The organism is Lysobacter sp. DMC104 (assembly GCF_056313665.1).
In genome coordinates this window covers 174,095-198,901 of the sequence record NZ_JBQUZW010000007.1, presented here as the reverse complement: position 1 = coordinate 198,901, position 24,807 = coordinate 174,095, and the positions used below count along the sequence as shown (strand labels likewise).

Below are 24,807 nucleotides of genomic sequence, written 5' to 3'. Positions count from 1 at the left end.
TGAAAGTCCGCTTGCGCGGCAGGTGCACAACCGCCGGAAACGCACATCCCCGCGCCCGGTCCCCAATCAACTGCGAAGACCAGGCGAGCGTGCGGTACGACGGAGCCGACCATGGACACCCCCTGTCGGTCGACTGAATGGACCCTAAGCGGAACTGACGCAGCACGTCAACTGTTGACGATTTCTTGCGCTAACCGTCGATTGCTTCAGGACAAATCGTCAAAGAAATTGCGACCCGGGGCCCGAAAAACGCGACTTAAATCACAAAAAAAACCGTACGCGATCGAACTGAATACGATTTCCGTTGCAACGCAACACGGTTTCGCGCCAAGCGGAGCCCCCGGATCGGGGGCGATTGCGCCGGACTGCGGAAAAAGAAACCCCTCGGCCAGACAACCGGCCGAGGGGCATTCGAGGCATCGGCGAACGGAGGCCGGGACACACTCCCGGCCTCCGTCGCGCGTCGTCACGGCGTCTTCGTGGCCTTCAGGTTGACACCCGAATAGGCCGCGTAGGCACGCACGTTCCAGTAGTACGTCGTGCCGGCCGTCGGGTTGGCAATGGTGCAGGTCTCGGTGTTGCTGGCCGTGTACGGACGGCAGGTGTAGGCCGTCGTGGTCGGCGCGGCGCCGGCGCGGACATACAGATCGGCGTCGCCCGTGCCACCCGAGATGGCGACGACGAGCTGCGTCGTGCCGGCCGGGATGGTGTACGAGTAGGTCGACGACACGCCACCGGTCGCGACCGACGGCAGCGTGATGTTCTGGATGACCGTACCCGTGCCACCACCGCCACCGCACACCGCGCCGACGGCGTTGAACGCCGCGGTCACGTTGGCGACGGTGTAGCCGAGGTCGGTGGCCGCCGTCTGCACGCCGCACACGCCCTGGTTGAAGTCGGTGCTCGCGGTCCAGTACAGGTCGTTCGCGCGCGCGAAGACCTGGAAGGCCTTCTGCGTGTTCCAGCCCGCCGTCGTGGCCAGGTTGTAGAACGCCTTGTTGTAGATGCCCGACGAGTAGTGCACGTCGAGGCCCGCGGTGTAGTTGGCGGTGTTGGCGATCGAACGGCCGTCCAGCGGCGGGTTGTACATGTAGCGCAGCGCGCCGGAGGACTTGAAGATCTCGGCGCCGACCAGGAAGTCGTTCGTGCCCTTCATGTAGTACTCGGCCGCCTCGCCGGCGATGTCGGAGTAGGCTTCGTTGATGCCGCCCGACTGGCCCGAGTAGGTCAGGTTCGAGTTCTGCGAGGTGAAGCCGTGCGAGACTTCGTGCGAGGCCACGTCCAGGCTCACCAGCGGATAGAACGTGGTGGCGCCGTCGCCGAAGGTCATCGACGAACCGTCCCAGAACGCGTTCTCGTAGCTGGTGCTGTAGTGGACCTTCATCACCAGCTGGAACGTCAGCGGCGCGCGGCCGATGTACGCGTTGTACATGTTGAAGATCACGCTGCCGAAGTAGTGCGCGTCGTTCAGCGGCGAGAACGCGCCGTTGATGGCCTTCACCGTGTTGCGCGGGCAGGTGTACGAGAACGCGGTCGTGCCGGTGGTGCCGCCGTTGAGGTTCACGGTCTTCACGTTCGTGTTGTTCATCGTGCACGTGGTGCCCGACTGGGTCACGTCCATGAAGCCGTAGTTGGTGCCGTACTCGTACTGGCCGGTCTTGGTGTTGCCGCCGGGGCCGGTGCCGACGAGGGCGTGCTGCAGGTTGTCCCACTGCTTCAGCACGCGGCCGGTCTCGGCATCGACGATCACGGTCGGACGCGTGGCCGAACCACCGCGGGCGGTGTCGGCGAAGTACGACACGACGTACGCCTTGCGGGCGCGGCCGGCGTCGTCGACGAAGATCGACAGCGTCGCCTTCTCGTCACGCGTGCGCATGAAACCGGCGCGATTGCCCAGGCCCGCGCTCTTGCCCAGCGCGAGCGCGAGGCTCGGGCCCAGGCGCGGCTTGCCGGCCGGGATTTCCGACGCCAGGCCGGACACCTTCTGGCCGAACAGCGTGCGGATGTTGCCGCTCGCGTCCTCGTTCACGACGACCTGCTCGCCGAAGATCGGCAGGCCACGGAAGGTCTGCTGGTAACGGGTGCTGTGCACGCCGAGGCTGTCCTTGCGCGAAAGCAGGTACAGCTTCGAGTCGGCATCCAGGCCCAGCGCGCGCTCGTGGCGGCTGTGGGCGGTGTCGGCCAGGCCGGCCTTGGCGATCGAGGCGTTCGTCTGCGCGATGCGGGCGACATCGGCGCGGTTGAGATCGCTGCGTTCCGCGGCCGAGGCCGTGGTGGCAACGATGGCCAGCGCGGTCGCGGCGGCCAGGACGTTCAAATGACGATACTGATTCACGATTTCTCTCCCTGAAACGTGTTGAGTCGAGTTGGATGGTTGAATCACGGGATCGCGACGGATTCGCCCGTGCCGGCATGCGGCCTTCCTGGTTGCCACATCCGCAGATGACCGGCCGGAGTGCGGATCCTTCGCACTGCGCCGTTCGCAAAGCCCCCCTGTGGAACGACGGGGCTTCCGGTGACATGCCGATCATGCCTTGCGCACGCCGCCGGTTGCAGGTGCGTTGTCCACTGCCGACCCCGTCCGTGTCAACCTCCCGTCCGATCGGTCCACTCGAAAGGCGACGGCGATCCCATTCGCGATGGCAGGTCGTTCAGTTGCTTCGGAGACGCAAGCGCAAGGCGGATGCATTCATGCCGACGCGTTGCGGCCGACGGGATGCGGTGATCCGGCATGCGTCGCGCAAAAGAAAAGCCCCGGCGCGCGGCCGGGGCTTTCGTGGCGCACGTCGCGACGGTGATGCCGCCGCGACGCGAAGGACGGAACGAAGACCTTACGGGGTCTTGGTGCCCTTCAGGTTGACGCCCGAGTAGGCGCTGTAGGCGCGGACGTTGATGTAGTACGTCGTGCCGGCGGTCGGGCTGGTGAAGGTGCAGGTCTCGGCGTTGCCGCTGAGGTACGGACGGCAGGTGTAGCTCGTCGTGGTCGGCGCAGCGCCGGCGCGGACGTACAGGTCGGCGTCACCGGTACCACCGGAGATCGCCACGACGAACTGCGTCGTGCCGCTCGGGATGGTGTAGGTGTAGTTCGACGACACGCCGCCGGTGGCGACCGAAGGCAGGTTGACGTTCAGCACCACGGTGCCGGTGCCACCACCGCCGCCGGCGCAGCTCACGCCCACCGCGGTGAAGGCGGCGGTCACGTCGGCCTTGGTGTAGCCCAGGTCGGTGGCAGCCGTTTCCACGCCGCACGCGCCCTGGTTGAACGTCGAGCTGGCGGTCCAGTACGCGGCGTTCGCGCGGGCGAACACCTGGAACGCCTTCTGCGTGCTCCAACCGGTCTTCTTGGCCAGGGTGCAGAACGCCTTGTTGTACACGCCCGAGCTGTAGTGCACGTCGAGGCCGCTGGTGTAGTTCGCGGCATTGTCGATCGAGCGGCCGTCCGAGGTCGGGGTGCACATGTAGCGCAGCGCGGTGCCCGTCTTGTAGATCTCGGCGCCGACGAGGAAGTCGTTCGTGCCCTTCCAGTAGGCTTCGGTCGCTTCGCCGCCCATGTCGGAGAAGGCTTCGTTCATGCCGCCCGACTGGCCCGAGTAGGTCAGGTTCGAGTGCTGCTCGGTGAAGCCGTGCGAGACTTCGTGGCCCGAGACGTCGGCGTTGACCAGCGGGTAGAACGTGCTGGCACCGTCACCGAACGACATGTTCGAGCCGTTCCAGAACGCGTTCTCGTAGCTGGTGCTGTAGTGCACGCGCATGACGAGCTGGAAGCTCAGGGCGTTGTAGCCCGTCCACGCCGGGTACATCTTCGTGATCACGCCGCCGAACTGGAAGGCGTCGTTGATCGGCGAGTAGCCGCCGTTGATGGTCTTGAAGGTGTTGCGCGGGCAGGTATAGGCGTACGCGGTCGTGCTGGTCGTGCCGCCATTGAGGTTCACGCCCTTCACGCTGGCGTTGTTCATGGTGCAGGTGGTGCCCGACTGGGTCACGTCCATGAAGCCGTACTTGCCGCCCGAACCCCACTCGTACTGGCCGGTCTTGGTGTTGCCGCCAGGGCCCGTGCCGACGAGGGCGGTCTGCAGGTTGTCCCACTGCTTCAGGACACGGCCGGTGTTGGCGTCGACGATCACGGTCGGACGCGACGGCGAACCCATGTTGGCGGTGTCGGCGAAGTACGACACGACGTACGCCTTGCTGGCGCGGCCGGCGTCGTCGACGTAGATCATCAGCTGCGACTTCTCGCCGCTGGTGCGCATGAAGCCGACGCGGTTGCCGAGGCCGGCACTCTTGCCGATCAGCAGCGCGCTGCTGGCGTTGAGGCGGGTGCGGCCGGCCGGGATCTGGCTGGCGAGGTCGGTGACCTTCTGGCCGAACAGGGTGCGGACGTTGCCGGCGGTGTCTTCGCTGACCACCACGTGCTCGCCGAACACCGGGATGCCGCGGAAGGTCTGCAGGTAACGGGTGTTCTTCACGCCGTTGCTGGTCTGGCGGTCGATCAGGAACAGGCGCGAGTCGGCGTCCAGGCCGAGGGCGCGTTCGTGACGGGTGTGGGCGGTGTCGGCGGTGCCCGAAGCGGCGATGGCCGCGTTCGCGAGCTTGATCTGGACCATGTCCTCGCGGTGCAGGTCGCCACGCGAAGCGGCGGAGGCACCCATGGACATCAGGGCCAACGCGGTCGCGCCGGCCAACACGCTCAACTGACGATGACGATTCACAATCTCTCCCTGGACTTGATGTGATGTTCGGTTTTTTTGGTTCGCCGCACACGGCGGCGGGGGGACGCTGCAACATCCGGCACGTCGAAGACCGTTCCGAACGCCTGGGGCGGATCGGAGCGGTCTGGTCGTGGCGGGGGGCCGTCCGGCTGGACACACCGTCGGCTGAACCGACGCTAAGCGGAGCGCGCATCGGCCGTCAATATCCCCCCGGCAGAACCCTCCGGAATTGCGCCCGAGCGAAAAGACCGTTGAACGAAAAGCGACGCCACCGGCGCCCCTCTGAGATCGATTTCACACAAATCCGGACCCATCGCTTCCGCATGCATCCGGGTCTCTTGCGCGACACAACACGACACTGCGCGAAACGCCTCGCGCGCAGCGGCGCGCGCACTGGCGCGCACGCAAGCACGCGCGGCGCTCGTGCGCAGGCAGGCGCACGAGCACGTGGCGCACACACGCGTACACGCAACGACGCACGCCCCGCAAGAGGGGGCGTTTGCAAGGAGGGGAACGAAGAAAACCGCGGGCCGGTCAGGGCCGCCGGCGCTCAGAGCATGCCGGTTTCGAGGCGGGCGGCTTCGGACATCATGCTGCGGTTCCACGGCGGGTCGAACACCAGTTCGACATCGACCTCGGCGACCGTCGGGATGCGTTCGAGCTTGTCGCGGACGTCGTCGACCAGCACCTCGCCCATGCCGCAGGCCGGGGCGGTGAGCGTCATCCGGATGCCGATGCGCCGGGCGCCGTCCTCGCGGCGCGAGACCGTCGCTTCGTAGACCAGCCCCAGTTCGACGATGTTGATCGGGATTTCCGGGTCGAAACAGGTGCGGAGCAGGCTCCAGACCAGCGTCTCGACCGCCTCGTCGGAGGCGCCCTCGGGCAGCTCGATCGGCGCCGGCGGCTCCTTGCCGATGGCGTCGGCGTCCTTGCCCGCGATCCGCAGCAGGTTGCCTTCGACGAACACCGTCCAGCTGCCGCCCAGCGCCTGGGTGATGTAGCCCATGCTGCCGGCGGGCAGGGTCACGGCCTCGCCCTGCGGCACCAGGACGGCATCGCAATCGCGTTCGAATCGGACGGGTTCGCTGCTGCGGGAATACACGGTGCGCGGGCCGCGGAGATGGCCGCGGCGACCGGGGAGCGGATCGGACCGGCATTGTACCGGAGCGGCAAGCGGTCATGCCCGTGCGGTATAAAGGACGCACTGTCGCCTGCCCGGGCCGGCGGTGCCCGGGCGGGGGAGGTCCGGCACCGTGTCTTCCGAACTCCTCATGGAGAGTGTTCCGCATGTTGCCCAAAACCCGCGCGCCCGCCCGCGCCCTGCGCCGCGACGGCCTGTCGCTGGCCCTGTTGTCGGCGATCGCCGCCACCGCCCTGCCCGCCTTCGCCCAGGAAACGCCGCCCGACGGCGCCGCCCCCGGCGAACTGGACCGCATCACCGTCACCGCGCAGAAGCGCGAGCAGCAGATCGAGGACGTGCCGATCTCGATCAACGCCTACTCCGGCGATTTCCTGCAGGCGCAGGGCATCCAGGACTACGGCGACCTCGGCACACTGGTGCCGGGCCTGGAAGTGCAGACGCAGAGCGTCAGCAACCCGAGCATCTCGATCCGCGGCATCACCGCCGACCTCGACGACCCGACCCAGGAGCCGCGCATCTCGGTGTTCCAGGACGGCGTGTCGATCAGCCGCGCCCGCGGCTCGTCGGTCGAGATGTTCGACATGCAGCGCGTGGAAGTGCTGCGCGGCCCGCAGGGCACGCTGTTCGGCCGCGCCGCCGAGACCGGCGCCATCCACCTGATCCAGAACAAGGCCCGCACCGGCACCTCGTCGGGCTTCGACGTGGGCCTGGGCAGCGACGCGCAGCGCCGCTTCACCGGCTTCTACAACACCGACCTCGGCGAGAACGTGCAGGGCCGCATCGCGGCGTTCTACGAGACCCGCGACGGCTTCGTCGAGAACCTCGACGGCGGCACGCTGCAGGGCAAGGACACCCGCGCCATCCGCGGCGCCCTGCACTTCGGCGTCGGCGAGACCGGCGGCTTCGACCTGATCCTCAACTACCAGAAGGACACGCCGCCGGGCACCGCCTTCCGCAGCCAGGTCATCCCGAACACGCGCGGCAGCCTCGATCCGCTGGTCGCCAATTCGCAGCGCGGCAACGAACTCGGCACCGACCGCGAGGTCTACGGCGCCACCCTGCTCGGCGACTTCCGACTCAACGACAACTGGTCGCTGTCGAGCATCACCGGCTGGCGCCGCTACGACGGCATCGACAAGTTCGATTCCGACGGCTCGCAGGCCGACCTGATCGAATTCGACGAACACGCCTGGGGCCACCAGTTCAGCCAGGAACTGCGCTTCAACTTCGACAACGGCGGCAAGTTCACCGGCTTCGTCGGCGGTTCCTTCTTCAAGGAAACCTCCAGCCGCGACCTGACCTACCAGACCGACGAGCGCCAGCTGTACGCGCTGCTGACGCCGCAGATCAACGGCAACCTGACCCCGCTGCTGGGCAGCGCGCTGGCCAACTACTACTACCCGATCCTGTCGGTGCTCAATCCGAACCTGACGCCGAACACCTCGACCAGCGCCATCTGGCTGCCGGCCCCGGGCACGGTGCCGCCGAGCGGCTCGAACCCGGCCGGTTTCCCGCAGGTGCCGCTGAACCCGAACCACATCGAGACCTTCGGCAACGACGTCGACATCCGCGCGATCGACCTGTTCGCCGACGGCACCTGGCAGTTCAACGACGCGTGGTCGCTGACGCTGGGCCTGCGTGGCTCGCACGAATCGGTCGAATACGGGTACTTCGCCGCCCAGGGCAATGGCTCCGGCCTGGGCTACCTGCTGTCGGCCCGCGGCACTCCCGCATGCACGGCACCCGCGGTCTGCACGAACTTCCTGTTCCCGGTCACGGGCGGCCGCCTGAGCGCCAGCGGCAGCTACACGTCCTGGGTGGGTCGCGCGGTGCTGGGCTGGAAGGTCAACGACAACCTCAACACCTACGCCAGCGTCTCCCGCGGCCGGCGTCCCGACATGATCAACGTCAGCGACCTCGGCACCGAGCACACGCCGGCCGAGATCGTGTGGAGCTACGAAGTCGGCATGAAGGGCAACACGGCCAACGGTCGCTTCCTCTACGACCTGTCGCTGTTCTACTACGACTACAACGACTTCCAGGCCTCGGTGCAGAACCCCACGCCGCCGCCGTTCTTCGTCACCAAGAACGCCGGCATGGCGCATGCGCTGGGCTTCGAGGCCTCGCTGTTCGCCAAGCTCACCGACAACGTCAACGGCTGGCTGAACTACGGCTACATCAACGGCGGTTTCAACGGTTTCGACGACGACGGCACGCCGCAGGAACTCGCCGGCAACGAGTTCCGCATGACGCCGAAGCAGTCGATCTCGCTGGGCGTGGACTGGACGATCCCGCTGCAGGGCGGCGACAGCCTGTACCTGCGTCCGAACTACACCTGGCGTTCGCACGTGTACTTCGAGGACGAGAACCAGCCGGGCATCGAGCAGGACGCCTACGGCCTGTTCGGCCTGCGCGCCGGCTGGCGCTTCGGCGACCACTGGGACCTCGGCGTGTGGGGCAACAACCTCACCAACCGCAAGTACCTGACCGACGCCGGCAACACCGGCATCCTGTTCGGCATCCCGACCGTGATCGCAGGCGCCGACCGCAGCTACGGCGTGACCCTGCACGCGAAGTTCTGATGCGCGCAACGACGGGGACCCGCACGGGTCCCCGTCGCTTCCCGGCCTGCACCGCCGCGGGATGACCGCGACGGTCATCGCCAGCGACGGCCCGCTCCGCTACCCTTGGCGGATGTCGTCCCCACTCCCCTCTCCCGCTCCCGGCGCACCGCAGGGCCGCATCTTCGCCCCGGCCATGTTCGCCGTGCTCGGTGTCCTCGGCATGGCCGCGGTCTGGACCCTCGTCGCGGTGATCGTCGACCGCCAGTGCGCGTGGATGGCCGTGCTCGCCGCCGCGGACCTCGCACTGCTGCTGCGCATCGGTCGCGCTGCCCCCGGCATGCCGCGCGCGCTGGTGAACCTCGTCGCGACTCTCGTCACCGTCGCCATCGCGAACTGGTGCATCGCCGCCGCGCAGATGGGCGGGCCCATGGGCCTGCCGATGACCGAATCGCTGCAGCGCATCGGCCCGGATCTCGTGCGCACGCTGCTGTCGCTGGCGACCCAGCCGGCGGATCTGGCCTGGTACGCGATCGCCGTCGTCGTCGCGCTCTGGCTGGGGCGCTGACGCCGCGGGTTTCCGGGCGGATTCGTCAGCCCGCGAACGCCGCGATCAACAGGGCGACGGAGACCGCGATCAGGCTGCGGGGGTACCAACCGCCCTGCCCGTCGACGCCGGGAAACACGACGGCCCGATCCGGGCGCCGCGGGTCGTAATGCACGGTCACCGCCGTGCCACGATGCAGTCCCTGCAGCAATCCATAGGCTTCCTTCTGTGGCAGGCCGCGTGTCGATCGCCAGGTGAAACGACTCGACAGGTAGCGTTGCCCTTTCACGAAGTACTGGTAGCGCAGATGGGCCGACCAGGTCGTGCCCTCGTCCCCATCCTCGTACCCTTCGGTCTCGCCGAAATGCGCGTCCACGACCTGGCCTTCGACCGTCGGCCAGTGGCGCGAGGCACGTTCGATCGCGGCACGCCACGCATGCACACCCGCCAGCACGGCGGTGATCGCAGAGGCCATCAGCAGCGGAACCGACAGCGAATTCAGCGGTCGACCCCCAGGAAGCCCACGCGATACCCCGCCGCGCGCAGGCGGTTGGTGGCGCGCGAATTCAGCACCAGCAACACGATCAGACCCACGATCGGGATGAACATCAGCACGACGCACAGCGTCCTGGTCGCGGTCGAGTCGCCCATGCCTCCGCCCAGCCGGACGATGCCGAACAGCGCGAGCACCAAGGCGACGAAGGCACCGATGAAGGCAAACGCACCGACGAACATGCGTGCGGCCGCGGACAGGAAATACACCTGCGCCGCCAAGATGACGAGCTTCTGGCCCGCGATGACGGCGTCGAAATTGCCGTCGTCGGGCGCCGCCACCCGCGATTCGGGAGATCGGTAAGGATTCGAGTCGCGCATGCGATCCGGCATCGGATGACGGGGATCGACAGCGTGCCGCGCATGCCTGGACAAGGCAAGCGGGACTCCCGCCCGGCGGACCGGGCGGGAGCGACTCATGCATCAATGCATCGATGCGTTGGTGGATCGATCAGAACCCGCGCAGGCCGATGGCGTAACCGTAGATCGAGGTCGCTTCGGCGTTGACGTGGTCCTTCGACGCCACGTTGCACGCACCCGGGCTCTGCGGCTTGATCTTCCACAGCAGGCTGCCCTGGGTGGTCCAGTTGGTGTACGCACCGCAGCCGGTCAGCGCATAGCCACTGGCCAGCGTGGCGGTGGTGGTCGGATGCTGGGCGACACCCGAGAGCGCCGAGTTCACCGTCGACGCGAACGTGCCGATGCCGGCGATGCTGGTCGGGAACCCGATCGCGTACGCCGTGGCCGTAGCCGGCGACGAATCGACCTGATCCTTCGAGCGCACACGCCAGCCGCTGGCGCCCGACGGCGCGGACGCGGTGGCGAGATTGCCCGCGCCGGTCCAGTTCACCTTGATGCCGCCGCCGACGAGCGCGTAGCCGGCAGGCAGCGTCGCGGTCACGTCCGGATGCGCCGCCAGCGCGCTGGTCGCGGTGGTGACGTTGACGTAGCTGCGGACCTGCGCCGCGGTGAGGCCGGACACCTTCAGGCCGATCGCCCAGGCACGCAGGCGGACGGGATCACTGTTCTTGTGGTCCTTGCTCGACGCCAGCCACGCGGTGAGGCCGCTGTTCGGATACGACGCCGTCAGCAGGTTGCCCTGCGGGGCTTCCTTGCCTTCCGCGCCGCCGCCGATCACGACGTAGTCCGCCGGCACCGTCACCGCGAAATCGGTGTAATGCGCAGCCGCGGTATCGGCATAGCGTTCGAACACGGCGATCGTGACCTTGCCACTGACGTCGGTCTGCTCGAACACCTTGGTCACGCCGTTGCAGTTGGCGCCCACCGACGCGAACGCGGCGGTCACGTCGGCGACGCTGTAGCCATAGTCCTGCGCCGCGGTCTGCACGCCGCACACGCCCTGGTTGAAGTTCGTGCTCGCGGTCCAGTACAGGTCGTTCGCGCGTGCGAACGCCTGGAATGCCTTCTGCGTGTTCCAGCCCGGCTTCGTCGCCAGCAGGTAGAACGCCTTGTTGTACACGCCCGAGCTGTAGTGCACGTCCAGCCCGTCGTAGTAGTTCGCCGTGTTGTCGATCGAGCGACCGTCGAGCGGCGGGTTGTACATGTAACGCAGCGCGCCGCTGCCCTTGAAGATGTCGTAGCCGACCTTGAAGTCGTTGCTGCCGCGCATGTAGTACTCGGCGGCTTCGCCGGCGATGTCGGAGTACGCCTCGTTGATGCCGCCCGACTGGCCCGAGTAGGTCAGGTTCGAGTTCTGCGAGGTGAAACCGTGCGAGACCTCGTGCGAGGCCACGTCGAGGCTGACCAGCGGGTAGAATGTGGTGTAGCCGTCGCCGAAGGTCATCGACGAGCCGTCCCAGAACGCGTTCTCGTAGTTCGTGCTGTAGTGCACGCGCATCGTCAGCTGGAACGTCAGCGGCGGCTTGCCGATGTACGCGTTGTACATGTTGTAGACGACGCTGCCGAAGTAGTGCGCGTCGTTGAGCGGCGAGTACGCGCCGTTGATCACCTTCACCGTGTTGCGCGGGCAGGTGTAGGCGAAGGCCGTGCTGCCGGACGTGCCGTGGTTGAGGTTCACGGTCTTCACGTTCGCGTTGTTCATCGTGCAGGTGCTGCCCGACTGCGCGACGTCCATGTAACCGTAGTTGGTGCCGTACTCGTACTGGCCGATCTTGGCGTTGCCGCCGGGGCCGGTGCCGATGAGCGCGGTCTGCAGGTTGTTCCACTGCTTCAGCACGCGGCCGGTCTCGGCATCGACGATCACCGTCGGCCGCATCGGGGAACCGCCGCGGGCGCTGTCGGCGAAGTAGGTCACGACGTACGCCTTGCGCGCGCGGCCGGTGTCGTCGACGTGGATCATCAGCGGCGCGGTCTCGTCACGGGTGCGCATGAAGCCGACGCGATTGCCCAGACCTGCACTCTTGGCGATCGACAGCGCGCGGCTCGCGGCGAGACGTGGCTTGCCGGCCGGGATCTGCGCGGCGAGGCCGTCGAGCTTCTGCCCGAACAGCGTGCGCACGTGACCAGAGGTGTCTTCGGACACGACGATCTGCTCGCCGAACACGGGAATGCCGCGGAAGGTCTGCTGGTAGCGATGGTTGCGGACGCCGAGCGTCGACTTGCGGTCGAGCAGGACGAGCCGCGAATCGGCGTCGAGGCCGAGCGCGCGCTCGTGGCGGGCGTGGACGGTGTCGGCGGTGGCGGCCTTGGCGAGCGCCGCGTTGCGCTGGGCGATGCCGTCGGTGTCGGCGGCGTGCAGGTCGGTGCGGGTGGCGGCCTGGGCGCCGAGGACGCACAGGGCCGACGCGCTCGCGAGCGCAAGCGCGGTCAAACGGGGTGTACGAATCACGGTCAATCTCTCCCTTGATTGAGTGCGGATGGGCCGCGGCTGCGGCCCGGCTCCCTGCGGCGACGTCCCCTCGCGGCGCATTCACGGCCGGGCACGGCACCGCCCGTTCCGTGGCAGAGGCGACCACGTTGGAACGTGGTCGCGTGGCAAGCGTAGTCAGCCGGAATTGACGCCGTCAATCGCGCACGAACGAGCAGGAAAACTCCCCCGATGAGCGGTCGCACCGGTCGCCGGCCACGTGCATGTCCCTGATCGGGCGTGCGTCCCCGCGGTGGCCGCGTGCACAATGCGCCGACCCTCGCCCGGACCCGCCCCATGCGCGACCCTCGCCACGACATCCTCTTCACGCCCGTCCGCATCGGCCCGGTCACTGCGAAGAACCGCTTCTTCCAGGTGCCGCACTGCAACGGCATGGGCCATGGCATGCCGCTGGCGCATGCGGCGATGCGCGAGATGAAGGCCGAAGGCGGCTGGGCGGTGATCGCGACCGAGGAATGCGAGATCCACCCGTCCGGCGACGTCTCGCCCTACGTCGAGGCGCGGCTGTGGGACGACCGCGACATCCCCGCACTCGCGCTGATGTGCGACAAGGTCCATGCGCACGGTGCGCTCGCCGCGGTGGAGCTCACCCACAACGGCCCGACGGCATCGAATCTCTACTCGCGCGAGGTGCTGATCGCGCCGTCGCACCAGCCCTCGAAATACGGTTACCCGTCGCAGGCACGCGCGATGGACAAGCAGGACATCGCGAACTACCGGCGCTGGCATCGCGAGGCCGCGCTGCGCGGCATGCGCGCCGGCATGGACATCATCTACGTCTACGCCGGCCACGACCTGTCGCTGGCGATGCATTTCCTGCAGCGCCGCCGCAACCATCGCACCGACGAATACGGCGGTTCGCTGGAAAACCGCGTGCGCCTGCTGCGCGAAGTGCTGGAAGACACGAAGGACGCCGTCGGCCATCGCTGCGGCGTGGCGCTGCGCTTCGCGACCGAGGAACTGCTCGGCCCCGGCGGCATCGAGCGCGCGGAAGCGCAGGACATCGTCGGCATGCTGGCCGAACTGCCCGACCTGTGGGACGTCAACGTCGCTGCCTGGTACAACGATTCGGTGCCTTCGCGCTTCGCACGCGAAGGCGCGCAGGAACCCTTCATCGACTTCGTGAAGAAAGCGACGACGAAGCCCGTGGTCGGCGTCGGCCGCTTCACCTCGCCCGACACGATGGTCTCGCAGATCCGCCGCGGCGTGATCGACATCATCGGCGCCGCGCGGCCGTCGATCGCGGACCCGTTCCTGCCGAAGAAGATCGAGGAAGGCCGGATCGACGACATCCGCGAATGCATCGGCTGCAACCTCTGTGTCAGCGGCGACATGACGATCACCCCGATCCGCTGCACCCAGAACCCGACGATGGGCGAAGAGTGGCGCAAGGGCTGGCATCCGGAGCGAATCGCGCCGGCGCCATCGACCACGAAGGTGCTGGTGATCGGCGGCGGCCCCGCCGGGCTGGAAGCCGCGCGCGCGCTCGGCCAGCGCGGCTGCGAAGTGCACCTCGCCGACGCGCGTCGCGAACTCGGCGGCCGCGTCACCCGCGAGGCGCGCCTGCCCGGGCTCGCCGAGTGGGCGCGCGTGCGCGACTGGCGCCTCGGGCAGATCCGGCGCATGAACAACGTGGCGATGTACCTCGACTCGCCGCTGACCGCGCAGGACGTGCTCGACTTCGGCGCGGAGCACGTGGTCATCGCGACCGGCGCGCGCTGGCGTCGCGACGGCTACGGCCGCACGCACGGCGAAGCGATCCCGGGCTTCGTCGACCATCCCGCAGTGTTCACGCCGGACGACCTCATGGACGGCACCCTGCCCGAAGGCCCGGTCGCGATCTACGACGACGACGGCTACTACCTCGGCAGCGTGCTGGCCGAACTGCTGCGCAAGGCCGGCCGCGAGGTCTTCCACGTCACGCCCGACGACACCATCGCCTCGTGGAGCGCGAACACGCTCGATTACCGCCACATCCAGTGGCGCATGGCCGAACTCGGCATCGAACCGGTGACCGCGCACGAAGTCGTCGATTTCGCACCCGGTGCGCTGCGCCTGCGCCATGTGTGGAATGAACGCGAACGCGTCCTGCCGTGCGCGTCGGTGGTCGTCGTCACCTCGCGCCTCCCCGACGACGCGCTGCATCACGCCCTCCTCGCCCGCCAGACCGACTGGGCCGACGCCGGCGTCCGCGACGTGCGCTGCATCGGCGACGCGCTGGCGCCGGGCCTGATCGCGCACGCCGTCTACGCCGGCCATCGCTACGCCCGCGAACTCGGCGCCCCGCCCGAAGGCGAGGTGCCGTTCAAGCGCCACTTCCACACCCCGCGCGAAGACGATCTCACCAGACAGTGAAGTGTGGACGACGGCGATGCGGGACGAGCCTCGGCAGATGCCTCGCCACCGTCACCTGTTATCCCGCGGGAAGCGTCCCTCCGGCAGGCGGCAGCTCCTCGGCCCGGGCGCCACCCTGAACGTCCGCCGGAGCGGCGCCCGTCTGTCCGCCGCCCGCTCCAGATGGCTGGCGGCGCCGGTGATACATGGCTTTGGCGCCCGCAAGCACGTTGTCGCGCGCGCTCGCCGCGATCTGCGCACTACCCCACGACTCCCAGATGAGATATGCGGCGAGAGACAACGTCGCACAGAAGACGCACCAGAACGAGAACCACGACCATTCGCGAGAGACTAGGTTGTAATCGAGCATGCCCAGCGCGCAGATAACGAGGGCGGGGCCGAACGCTAGCTCGAATTTCATCCGGACGACGATGGTTTGCAGGTACCGCTGGCCAATGAGTTCGTCCTTGGTCTCCAGTTGCAGGTACTCATTCCATTTTTCATCGTGCGTCTTTGTCTTTTTCTGGAGTCGCCTGTCCCAGACATGCTCAATTCTGGCCCCCACATTTTCCAGAACGAAACCCGCAGCAATGATCGCGGCAAGGCAGATGGGCACGGAAGCCCCGGGAAAGTCCTTCGCGGCCTGGGCAAGCTCAAAATCCCTTCCCATCGCCGCCAACAACCAGGGCCCAACGGCAAAACCGCCGGGAACGACGATCGTCGTCAACGGCCGGAACAGTTCGCTCTTGAACGCCGATATCAAATCCACGGACGCCCCTCCCAGCTTCCCGATCGACTGCAGAGTATGGGCCAGCCGCGGCAGGGCGGACGCCTTGTCCTAACGCCGCATTTGCGGCAGTGCAGCACGAGTCGCATAATCCGGGCGGCCTCCGGCCCGCCCTGCGGCCGGCCCCCTTCTTCCGCGCAGCGGGGCTGCGCGACCGCCACGGAGCCTCACCCATGTCCGACATCGTCATCGTCGGTGCCAAGCGCACCGCCATCGGGTCTTTCCTCGGCCAGTTCACCGGCGTTCCCACCCCCACCCTCGGCGCGGCCGCCATCGCCGGCGCCCTCGGGCAGGCCGGCCTCGCCGCCGACCAGGTCGACGAAGTGATCATGGGCTGCGTGCTGCCCGCCGGCCTCGGCCAGGCCCCGGCCCGCCAGGCCGCGCTGGCCGCGAAGATCCCGACCTCGGCCGGGTGCACCACTATCAATAAGGTGTGCGGCTCGGGCATGAAGGCGATCATGCTGGCCCATGACCTGGTCAAGGCCGGCTCGGCCTCGGTCGTCGTCGCCGGCGGCATGGAGTCGATGACCAACGCCCCGCACCTGCTCAACGGCTCGCGCACCGGCATCCGCTACGGCAGCGGCGAGCTGCTCGACCACATGGCGTGGGACGGCCTGACCAACCCGTACGACAAGCAGGCGATGGGCGTCTTCGGCGACGCCACCTGCGCCAGCTACGGCTTCGACCGCGCGGCGGTCGACGCGTTCTCGGCCGCCAGCGCCGAACGGGCCAAGCAGGCCATCGCCGAGGGCGCCTTCCGGGACGAAATCACCCCGGTTACAGTGGTGACGAGGAAGGGCGAATCGGTGGTCGACACCGACGAGGAGCCCGGCAAGATCGACGTCGCGAAGATCCCGACGCTGCGCGCCGCGTTCGGCAAGGACGGCGTGCTCACCGCCGCGTCGTCGTCGAAGATCTCCGACGGCGCCGCAGCGACGATCGTGATGTCGTCCGACGAAGCGCAGCGTCGCGGGCTGCAACCGCTCGCGCGCATCGTCGCGCATGCGACGCACGCGCAGGCGCCGGAATGGTTCACCACCGCGCCGGTGAAGGCGATCTCGAATGTGCTTGAAAAAGCGGGCTGGCGCGTGGAAGACGTCGATCTGTTCGAAGTCAACGAAGCGTTCGCATGCGTCGCGATGGCGCCGATGAAGGACCTCGGCATCGCGCACGAAAAACTCAACGTGCGCGGCGGTGCGTGTGCGCTCGGACATCCCATCGGCGCGAGCGGTGCACGCCTGGTGGTGACCCTGATCGCGGCGCTGCGCGCGACCGGCGGCAAGCGCGGCGTGGCTTCGCTGTGCATCGGCGGCGGCGAAGCGACCGCCATCGCGGTGGAGCTCGCATAAAGGGGTGTAACGGAGGAACCGGCCAAAACCGGCCACGCCCGCTTGACACCCGGCCCGGGCTTGTCATCATGAGCGCCAGACGCCCACGGCGTTTCCTCCGACCCACCGAACACCGTCACACGAGGCTTCCTCACATGACCCTGAACAAGGCTCTGATCGCCCTCGCCATCGGCCTGACGCTGGCCGCCTGCTCGAACAAGGAACAGGCTGCCGACGCTGCCGCCGACGCCAACCAGGCCGCCACCGAAGCCAGCCAGTCGGCTGACCAGGCTGCCGCCACCGGCGACGCCGCCGCTGCCGATGCTGCCCAGGCCGCCGCCGAAAGCGCCGCCGCCGCCGCCGACGCCGCCGCCCAGAAGTCGGCCGAAGCCGCCGCTGCCGGCAGCACCGAGATGGGCGAAGCCGCCGCCGACGCCGCCGAGAAGGCCGCCGACGCTGCCGAAGCCGCGAACGCTGCCGCCGACGCCGCCAAGGACGCTGCCAAGAAGTAAGCGAGACCCGCCGACCGATTCAGCCGGGCTTCATTTCGCTGAATTGGTTGCTACAATGAGGGAGCCGCAGTTTGCGAGCGGCTTCCTTATGGCGCCGAGAGGCGCCGACCGTAAGTCAGTGAACGAACACATGCCGGCTTCTGGCCGGACTGCCACGCGCACTGGCGTTGCCTGACCCGCAAATCCCTTCAGACAACTCCTTTGGAGAAAAGCATGAACAAGAAGCTTTACGTCCTCCTCGCCGCCGGCGTCCTCGCTCTGTCGGCCTGCAACAAGACCGAAGAAGCTCCGGCCGCCGACGCCGCTGCCACCGACGCCGCTGCCGCCCCGGCCGACGCCGCTGCCGCTCCGGCCGCCGACGCCGCTGCTCCGGCCGCTGACGCCGCCGCTGCTCCGGCCGCCGACGCCGCTGCCGCTCCGGCCGCCGACGCCGCCGCTGCCGCCACCGACGCTGCTGCCGCCACGGCCGACGCCGCTGCGACCGCCGCTGCCGGCGCCGCCGACGCTGCTGCCGCGACCGCCGACGCTGCGAAGACCGCTGCCGACGCTGCGAAGAAGTAATTTCCTCGGGACGCAAGTCCCTGGAAATGCGACACGGGAAGACCCGCTTCGGCGGGTCTTCCTTTTTTTTGTGCCTCCGGATGGCCGAAGCGCGCCGCGACGGCATGCCGGACGCCACCCGGACGCGCCAGGCGCCGGCGCCGCCTTCTTCCTGCAATTCGCCTGCCTCGGCCGCCTGCACCGGGCATTCGGCACGTGCCACGGCTGCGTCCCGGGGCGTTGCTACAATCCGGCCGCCCATCGCGATCGCAGCACCGCCGGCCCGATGCCCGTGGCCAGGCCCCGTCGCCTTGGATGGCGTCCCAACCCATATCCTCCGGAGATCACCCATGAACCAGAAGCTGCTCGTCCTGCTCGCCGCCGGCGCGTTCGCCTTCTCGCTGAGCGCCTGCAAGAACGAAACCGATACCGCCAAGACCGAAGCCGCCGAAGCCTCGGCCGCGATGGACCAGGCCGGCGACAAGATGGCCGAAGCCGCCGCCGCTGCCGGCGACGCCGCCACGCAGAGCGTCGACGCCGCGGCCGCCGCGACCGGCGAAGCCGCGGGTGAAGCCGCCGCCAAGGTCGACGCTGCCGCCGACGCTGCTGCCGCCGCGACGGCCGATGCCGCCGCGACCGCCGCCAACGCGACGGCCGACGCTGCCAACAAAATGGCCGACAAGGCCGATGCGGTCGCCGACAAGGCCAACGCCGCTGCGGCCGAAGCCAAGAAGTGATGTTCTCGCCCGGGACCGCATGCGGCTCCCGGCGATGCGAAGGCCCGCCCACCGGCGGGCCTTCGTCTTTTCGTGCGCAGGCGTTCCGGTGGCGATTGCGCCCGTCCCATCCGTCACGGCGATCGATCCGCGCACGCAGGGTATTCTTGTCGGCCTCGTCGACGAGCCACGCCGCGTCATGCCCGCCCTGAGCACCCGACTCGATCCGCAGTCCCAGGACTTCCGCGACAACGCGGCCTACCACCGGGCGCTCGTCGCCGAACTCGAATCGCGTCTCGCGCGCGCCGCGCTCGGCGGCGGCGAGAAGGCACGCGCGAAGCACACCGAGCGCGGCAAGCTGCTGGCGCGCGAACGCATCGACGCCCTGCTCGACCCGGGCTCGCCGTTCCTCGAGATCGCGCCGCTGGCGGCCGAAGGCATGTACGACGATGCCGCACCCGCCGCGGGCATGGTCTGCGGCATCGGCCGGGTGATGGGCACCGAGGTGGTGATCGTCGCCAACGACGCCACGGTGAAGGGCGGCACCTACTTCCCGATGACGGTGAAGAAGCACCTGCGCGCACAGCAGGTCGCGCAGGAAAACAAGCTGCCGTGCATCTACCTGGTCGACTCCGGCGGCGCGTTCCTGCCGCTGCAGGACGAGGTGTTTCCCGATCGCGAGCACTTCGGCCGGATCTTCTACAACCAGGCACGGATGAGCGCGGAGAACATCCCGCAGATCGCGGTGGTGATGGGCAGTTGCACCGCCGGCGGCGCCTACGTGCCGGCGATGAGCGACGAAAGCATCATCGTGAAGGAACAGGGCACGATCTTCCTCGGCGGTCCGCCGCTGGTGAAGGCCGCGACCGGCGAAGTGGTCGATGCCGAAGCGCTCGGCGGCGCCGACGTGCACACCAGCGTCTCCGGCGTGGCCGACCATTTCGCCGAGGACGACCGCCACGCGCTGCAGATCGCGCGCACGCTGGTCGGCAACCTCAATCGCCGCAAAATCGTGCCGGTGGCGACGCGCGCCAGCGCCGAGCCGCTGTATCCGGCCGAAGAGCTGTACGGCATCGTGCCGAAGGACACGCGTCGGCCGTTCGACATCCGCGAGGTGATCGCGCGCATCGTCGACGGTTCGGACTTCGACGAATTCAAGGCGCGCTACGCGAAGACGCTGGTGACGGGCTTCGCGCACCTGCACGGCTATCCGGTCGGCATCGTCGCCAACAACGGCATCCTGTTCGCCGAGAGCGCGCTCAAGGGCGCGCATTTCATCGAACTGTGCAACCAGCGCGGCATCCCGCTGGTGTTCCTGCAGAACATCACCGGCTTCATGGTCGGCCGCAAGTACGAGAACGCCGGCATCGCGAAGGACGGCGCGAAGATGGTCACGGCCGTCGCGTGTTCCAGCGTGCCGAAGTTCACCGTGGTGATCGGCGGCAGCTTCGGCGCCGGCAACTACGCGATGTGCGGCCGCGCCTACGGCGCGCGCTTCCTGTGGATGTGGCCGAACGCGCGCATCAGCGTGATGGGCGGCGAGCAGGCCGCCAGCGTGCTGGCGACGGTGAAGCGCGACGGCCTCGAAGCCGCCGGCAAGGTCTGGAGCGCCGAGGACGAGGACGCCTTCAAGGCGCCGATCCGCGACCAGTACGAAACCCAAGGCCATCCCTACTACGCCACGGCCCGGCTCTGGGACGACGGCATCATCGATCCCGCCGACACCCGCCGCGTGCTCGGCCTCGGCCTGTCGGCCTCGCTCAATGCCCCGATCGAACCGGCGCGCTTCGGCGTGTTCCGGATGTAGGAGAGTCCGATGCGCGCACGCTGGATGCTGAGCCTGTGTCTCGCCTTCACTGTCTGGCCGGCGTTCGCCGCCGAACCTTCGCCCTGCGCGCGCCTCGCACAGGCGCTGGAAGGTCTGGGCGATGCGGGCATGACCGCCTGCCATGAGGGCAAGGCGCTGAAGCAGTTGCATGCGACGCTGCCGCGCGGCCTGCGCGTGGTCGCCGCGCGCGGGCTGTCGGTCGACGACGACCTCGGCTATCGCGAACTCGATCCGCGCAGCGAACGCATCGACCTCGACCGCGCGGACGCGCTGGGCATCGGCGGCGCGCTGCTGCTGCAAGGCCACCTGACACTGCGCGGCCGCGTGCGCTACGAACCCAACCCCGGCTGGGAGCTGGTGTTCCTGCCTGATCGCGCGTCGCCCGAACGTCCCGCGCGCACGCCTGCGACGCGGCTGCTCGACCGCTTCGTGCTCGATCGCCCCGACGGCACGCTCGCGGTCACGCCGCCGCCGGCGCTGGCGGACGCGACCTGCTGGGAAGCCACGGCCGAAGCGCGCGTCGACGAAGCCCTGCTGCTGCTCGACGACAGCGAACTCGCCGGCGCGCGCGCGCTGTCGGTGCGCTGGACGCGGGTGCGCGACTTCCGCGCCTGCGACGCACCGCCCTGACCCGCTCGCGCCGCCGCTGCGACGCGCCTTCGCCCGCCACTTCCTTTCGCCCAACTTCCCATCGTCCATGATCGTCGGCATCGACCTCGGCACCACGCATTCCCTCGTCGGCGCGTATCGCGAAGACGGCCCCGTCCTCTTTCCCAATGCGCTCGGCGAACTGCTGACGCCATCGGTAGTCAGCGTCGACGGCGATCGCATCCTCGTCGGCCAGTCCGCGCGCGACCGCTTGATCAGCCATCCGCAGCACACCGTCGCCGCGTTCAAGCGCTGGATGGGCACGCCGCGCGAGACGCGCCTCGGCGACCGCGCGTTCCGGCCCGAGGACCTCTCGGCGCTGGTGCTGCGCGCGCTGATCGCCGACGCCGAAGCGGCGCTGGGCGAGAAGGTCGAGGAGGCGGTGATCAGCGTGCCGGCGTATTTCTCCGACGCGCAGCGCAAGGCCACGCGCGCCGCGGGCGAGATCGCCGGCGTGCGGGTGGAGCGGCTGATCAACGAACCGACCGCGGCCGCGCTGGCCTACGGCCTGCAGAACCGCGAGGGCGAAGGCCGGTTCCTGGTGTTCGACCTCGGCGGCGGCACCTTCGACGTGTCGATCCTGGAATGCTTCGACAACGTGTTCGAAGTACACGCCAGCGCCGGCGACAACTTCCTCGGCGGCGAGGATTTCCTCGACGTGCTGGTGGACGCGTTCCTCGCCGACGCTTCGCTCAGTCCGCGCGCGCTGAAGGCCGCGGAGATGGCGCAGGTGCGCCGGCGCATGGAGAAGCTCAAGCGCGAACTGGGCACCGGCGAAAGCACGTTCCAGGCGCAGATCGGCGACAAGCAGTACGACTGGACCGTCGACGAGGCGCGCTTCGCATCGCTCGCCGAACCACTGGTGCAGCGCATGCGCGGGCCGATCGAGCGCGCGATGCGCGACGCGCGGCTGCAGCCGGACCAGCTGGACGAGATCGTGCTGGTCGGCGGCGCCAGCCGCATGCCGCTGGTCTCGCGGCTGGTGTCGCGCATGTTCGGCCGGCTGCCGCTGCGCCACATCAACCCCGACCAGGCGATCGCGCTGGGCGCAGTGGTGGCCTCGGGCCTGAAGCGGCGCGACGCGAAGCTGGAGGAGATCATCCTCACCGACGTCTGCCCGTACACGCTCGGCACCGAAGTGGCCAAGCGCGACGCCAACGGCCAGGTACAGACCGGGTTCTTCCATCCGATCATCCTGCGCAACAGCACCGTGCCGGTGAGCCGCGAGGATTCGTTCTCGCCGATGCACGACCGCCAGGAACGGCTGACGATCGACATCTACCAGGGCGAGAACCCGCTGGTCGCCAACAACATCAAGCTGGGCGAGATCAGCCTGATGCTGGACCCGCGGCGTTCGCGCGAAGAAAACAGCGTGACCGTGCGCTACACCTACGACATCAACGGCCTGCTGCAGGTGGAAGTGACCGAGCACGCCACCCAGCGCAAGCACGAGCTGGTGCTGGAGCAGAACCCGGGCCTGCTGACGCCGGAGGAGATCCGCGCGCGGCTCGCGGCGCTGTCGGACCTGAAGGTGCATCCACGCGACCAGCAGGAGAACATCGCACTGCTGAGCCGCGCCGAGCGCATGTACGAGGAATACCTGCACGAGCGCGACCGCCTGCAGGAGTGGATCGTGCACTTCCGCTCGGCGCTGGAGACGCAGGACAACGCGTTGATCGCCCGCCAGCGCGTGCAGTTCGCCGAAGCCCTGGACATGCTGGAAACCTCGATGTGACCTCGGCGTTCGCGGCCCTCGGCCTGCCGCCCGATGCCGACGAGCGCGCGATCAAGCGTGCGTACGCGGCACGGCTGAAGACCACGCGTCCGGACGAGGACCCCGAAGGCTTCCAGCAGCTCAACGACCTCTACCAGGAGGCGCTCGCGCAATGCCGCGGCCTGGCGGCGCGCGGTGGCGGCGCCGCACCGGTCGTGCCTGTCGCGACGGACACCGGCCCCACGATCGACGCGACCGCGCCGCCGCGCCTGAAGGTGGCGCCGGCTCGCGAGTCGACGCCCGCATCGACGCCCAGCGCGCCATACCGCCCGTTCTTCGGCGGGCGCAAGGTGGCGTGGGACGATCCGGAGATGTGGATCGATCTCGCGCTGCGCACGGCGTTCCACGGCTCGGCGGCCGACCTGCGGCAATGGCTGCCGGACCAGCCGGTCTGGTGGTCGCTGGCCGAGAAGCCGCGCTTCCGTGCGCGCCTGCTCGCGGTGTTCGAAGCGCGGGTCCCGCCGATGCCGCGCGCCAACTTCGATGCGCTGGCCGAGTTCTTCGGCTTCGACCGCGTGGAGGCCGGCCTCGATCACGCCGGCCTGATGGCGCTGCGCGAGGCGATGGACGATGCGTGGATCGAGATCCGCGACGAACGCTTCCGCGACGGCATCCGCCCGTCGGATCCGCCGCCGTGGAGCGAAGGCGCGGCCGAGCATCGACTCGCGCGCAGGCATCGCGCGGAACAGCGCGCGGCACAGGAGAAAGACGCCGCCGACGACGCCGAGCGCGCGCGTCGCGGGCGCTGGATCGCGCAGGTCGCCGAACACGACTACCCGCACCTGCTGGCCGGGCACGCGGTCGGATGGCGCGATGTCGGACGCCTGCTGCGACCGGGCTACCCGCAGCGGCTGCGCGGTGTGCTGACCGAACTCGGCTGCGACACCGGCGACGCGCTGCCCGACACCGTCTCCGCGCCGCAGGTGCGCTTCTGGCTGGCAGCGGGCGACGCGCGCACGTGGTCGTGGCCGCGCGCAGGATTCCTGGCCGCGCGCACGCTGGTCGCGCTGGCGATCTGCGGTGTGCTGGCCGGACCGGTCGCCGGCCTGTTCGACCTGCTTCCGGGCATGGGCGCACGGCTGTTCGCCGGCCTGTGCGCGGCCTTCGTCTATGCGAGGCTGGGGTGAACTGGGCGTTCGCCGCCCTCGGCCTGCGCCCCGACGCCGACGAGCGCGCCATCAAGCGCGCCTACGCCGCGCAGTTGAAGCGCGTGCGGCCGGACGAGGATCCCGAAGGCTTCCAGCGACTCAACGAGGCCTACCAGGCCGCGCTCGAACACTGCGCCGGACGCGCCGCCGTCCCGCCGATCCGCCCCTCGGCCCCGACGCCTGCACAGGACGCGTCCGCGGCCCCGGAGCAACCGCCGGCACGCAGCCCGCGGATACCGCACCGCGTGCCGCCCCCGCCATCGACGCCCGCCCCCGCGACGATGGCACCGGACGACGAGGCGTCCGACATCGCCCATTGCCTGCGGCTCGCCGCGAACTGGGACCATCTGCCGCTGATCGCGTGGCTCGACGGTCAGGCGTCGCTGTGGTCGCTCGATGGCAAGGCCCGCTTCGGCCGCATGTTGCTGCTGACCATGGCGCACGAGCGGCCGCCGGTCGCCGACCACAACTTCGAGACACTCGCGAAGGCCTTCGGCTACTACGACCTGCATGCCGGCCACGACTTCCTCGCCATGCGCGAGCTGCGCGCGGAACTGCACGCGCTGTGGCGCGAGGCGCGCAGGAATGGCCAGTTGCAGGAAACGCCGTCAGCGGACGCGTCGAACGTGGCGCCGCTGTCGGGGACATCGATGTGGCGACCGGGCCAGCGGCCGCCGGTGCTGCCGGGCACGCAACAGGACTGGTCGCGGCTGGAGTTCGATCCGGCGCGCAAACCGCGCCCGCACAAGGAAGGGGCTTTCGGACTGTGGCTGCTGGGCACGATCATCTTCCTGCTGATGCTGTCCAGCCTGATGGATGGCCGCCACTGATCCG

The 24,807-nt window shown here is 68.7% G+C and carries 19 protein-coding genes; 12 read left to right on the top strand and 7 right to left on the bottom strand.

Features of this window, described 5'->3' with window-relative positions; all coding sequences use genetic code 11:
• Positions 1–466: 466 nt before the first annotated feature.
• The 3 genes from ACT53R_RS10960 to sufT form a co-directional block, all read right to left on the bottom strand.
• The gene (locus ACT53R_RS10960) at positions 467–2,335 is read right to left on the bottom strand and encodes a M4 family metallopeptidase (protein ID WP_476171911.1); all 1,869 of its coding nucleotides are present in this window, start codon (positions 2,333–2,335) and stop codon (positions 467–469) included.
• Between the two features lie 496 nt (positions 2,336–2,831).
• Positions 2,832–4,709 (bottom strand): M4 family metallopeptidase, encoded by a 1,878-nt coding sequence (locus ACT53R_RS10955; protein ID WP_476171910.1) that lies wholly within the window; start codon positions 4,707–4,709, stop codon positions 2,832–2,834.
• A gap of 550 nt (positions 4,710–5,259) precedes the next feature.
• Complete coding sequence (sufT, locus tag ACT53R_RS10950) at positions 5,260–5,811, bottom strand: putative Fe-S cluster assembly protein SufT (RefSeq protein ID WP_476171909.1); 552 nt, start codon at positions 5,809–5,811, stop codon at positions 5,260–5,262.
• 185 nt (positions 5,812–5,996) lie between these two features.
• Between sufT and ACT53R_RS10945 the strand changes: the two genes are divergently transcribed.
• Entirely contained in the window at positions 5,997–8,432 is a 2,436-nt protein-coding gene (locus ACT53R_RS10945) for a TonB-dependent receptor (protein WP_476171908.1), read from the top strand.
• A 112-nt stretch (positions 8,433–8,544) separates the two neighbouring features.
• Entirely contained in the window at positions 8,545–8,979 is a 435-nt protein-coding gene (locus ACT53R_RS10940; protein WP_476171907.1) for a hypothetical protein, read from the top strand.
• A gap of 25 nt (positions 8,980–9,004) precedes the next feature.
• On the opposite strand, the gene ACT53R_RS10935 is transcribed toward ACT53R_RS10940, so the two are convergent.
• The 3 genes from ACT53R_RS10935 to ACT53R_RS10925 form a co-directional block, all read right to left on the bottom strand.
• The gene (locus ACT53R_RS10935) at positions 9,005–9,433 is read right to left on the bottom strand and encodes a DUF3592 domain-containing protein (RefSeq protein WP_476171906.1); all 429 of its coding nucleotides are present in this window, start codon (positions 9,431–9,433) and stop codon (positions 9,005–9,007) included.
• A 23-nt stretch (positions 9,434–9,456) separates the two neighbouring features.
• Positions 9,457–9,792 carry a hypothetical protein gene (locus ACT53R_RS10930; protein WP_476171905.1) on the bottom strand — a complete coding sequence of 112 codons (336 nt, stop codon included), beginning with the start codon at positions 9,790–9,792 and terminating at the stop codon, positions 9,457–9,459.
• Between the two features lie 169 nt (positions 9,793–9,961).
• The gene (locus tag ACT53R_RS10925) at positions 9,962–12,319 is read right to left on the bottom strand and encodes a M4 family metallopeptidase (protein ID WP_476171904.1); all 2,358 of its coding nucleotides are present in this window, start codon (positions 12,317–12,319) and stop codon (positions 9,962–9,964) included.
• A gap of 315 nt (positions 12,320–12,634) precedes the next feature.
• Here ACT53R_RS10925 and ACT53R_RS10920 point away from each other — a divergent pair, with 315 nt between their 5' ends.
• Entirely contained in the window at positions 12,635–14,713 is a 2,079-nt protein-coding gene (locus ACT53R_RS10920; RefSeq protein WP_476171903.1) for an oxidoreductase, read from the top strand.
• Between the two features lie 58 nt (positions 14,714–14,771).
• Here ACT53R_RS10920 and ACT53R_RS10915 read toward each other — a convergent pair whose 3' ends face one another.
• A complete protein-coding gene (locus ACT53R_RS10915; protein ID WP_476171902.1) occupies positions 14,772–15,461 on the bottom strand; it encodes a hypothetical protein in 690 nt (229 codons plus the stop codon).
• Positions 15,462–15,652: 191 nt separating this feature from the next.
• On the opposite strand from ACT53R_RS10915, the gene ACT53R_RS10910 reads away from it, so the two are divergent.
• From ACT53R_RS10910 to ACT53R_RS10870, 9 genes are all read left to right on the top strand, one after another.
• Positions 15,653–16,828 carry a thiolase family protein gene (locus ACT53R_RS10910; protein WP_476171901.1) on the top strand — a complete coding sequence of 392 codons (1,176 nt, stop codon included), beginning with the start codon at positions 15,653–15,655 and terminating at the stop codon, positions 16,826–16,828.
• 134 nt (positions 16,829–16,962) lie between these two features.
• Complete coding sequence (locus ACT53R_RS10905) at positions 16,963–17,319, top strand: hypothetical protein (protein ID WP_476171900.1); 357 nt, start codon at positions 16,963–16,965, stop codon at positions 17,317–17,319.
• Positions 17,320–17,532: 213 nt separating this feature from the next.
• Positions 17,533–17,880, top strand: coding sequence for a hypothetical protein (locus tag ACT53R_RS10900; protein WP_476171899.1), 348 nt, complete (start codon positions 17,533–17,535; stop codon positions 17,878–17,880).
• 329 nt (positions 17,881–18,209) lie between these two features.
• On the top strand, positions 18,210–18,596 hold the full coding sequence (locus ACT53R_RS10895) for a hypothetical protein (RefSeq protein WP_476171898.1): 387 nt from the start codon (positions 18,210–18,212) through the stop codon (positions 18,594–18,596).
• A 178-nt stretch (positions 18,597–18,774) separates the two neighbouring features.
• The gene (locus ACT53R_RS10890) at positions 18,775–20,382 is read left to right on the top strand and encodes a carboxyl transferase domain-containing protein (RefSeq protein WP_476171897.1); all 1,608 of its coding nucleotides are present in this window, start codon (positions 18,775–18,777) and stop codon (positions 20,380–20,382) included.
• A gap of 9 nt (positions 20,383–20,391) precedes the next feature.
• Complete coding sequence (locus ACT53R_RS10885; protein WP_476171896.1) at positions 20,392–21,033, top strand: hypothetical protein; 642 nt, start codon at positions 20,392–20,394, stop codon at positions 21,031–21,033.
• Between the two features lie 67 nt (positions 21,034–21,100).
• Complete coding sequence (locus ACT53R_RS10880; protein WP_476171895.1) at positions 21,101–22,786, top strand: Hsp70 family protein; 1,686 nt, start codon at positions 21,101–21,103, stop codon at positions 22,784–22,786.
• Positions 22,783–23,952, top strand: coding sequence for a J domain-containing protein (locus ACT53R_RS10875; RefSeq protein WP_476171894.1), 1,170 nt, complete (start codon positions 22,783–22,785; stop codon positions 23,950–23,952). The genes ACT53R_RS10880 and ACT53R_RS10875 overlap by 4 nt, the downstream gene beginning before the upstream one ends.
• A complete protein-coding gene (locus tag ACT53R_RS10870) occupies positions 23,949–24,803 on the top strand; it encodes a J domain-containing protein (protein WP_476171893.1) in 855 nt (284 codons plus the stop codon). Before ACT53R_RS10875 ends, ACT53R_RS10870 begins: the two co-directional genes overlap by 4 nt.
• Positions 24,804–24,807: the final 4 nt, after the last annotated feature.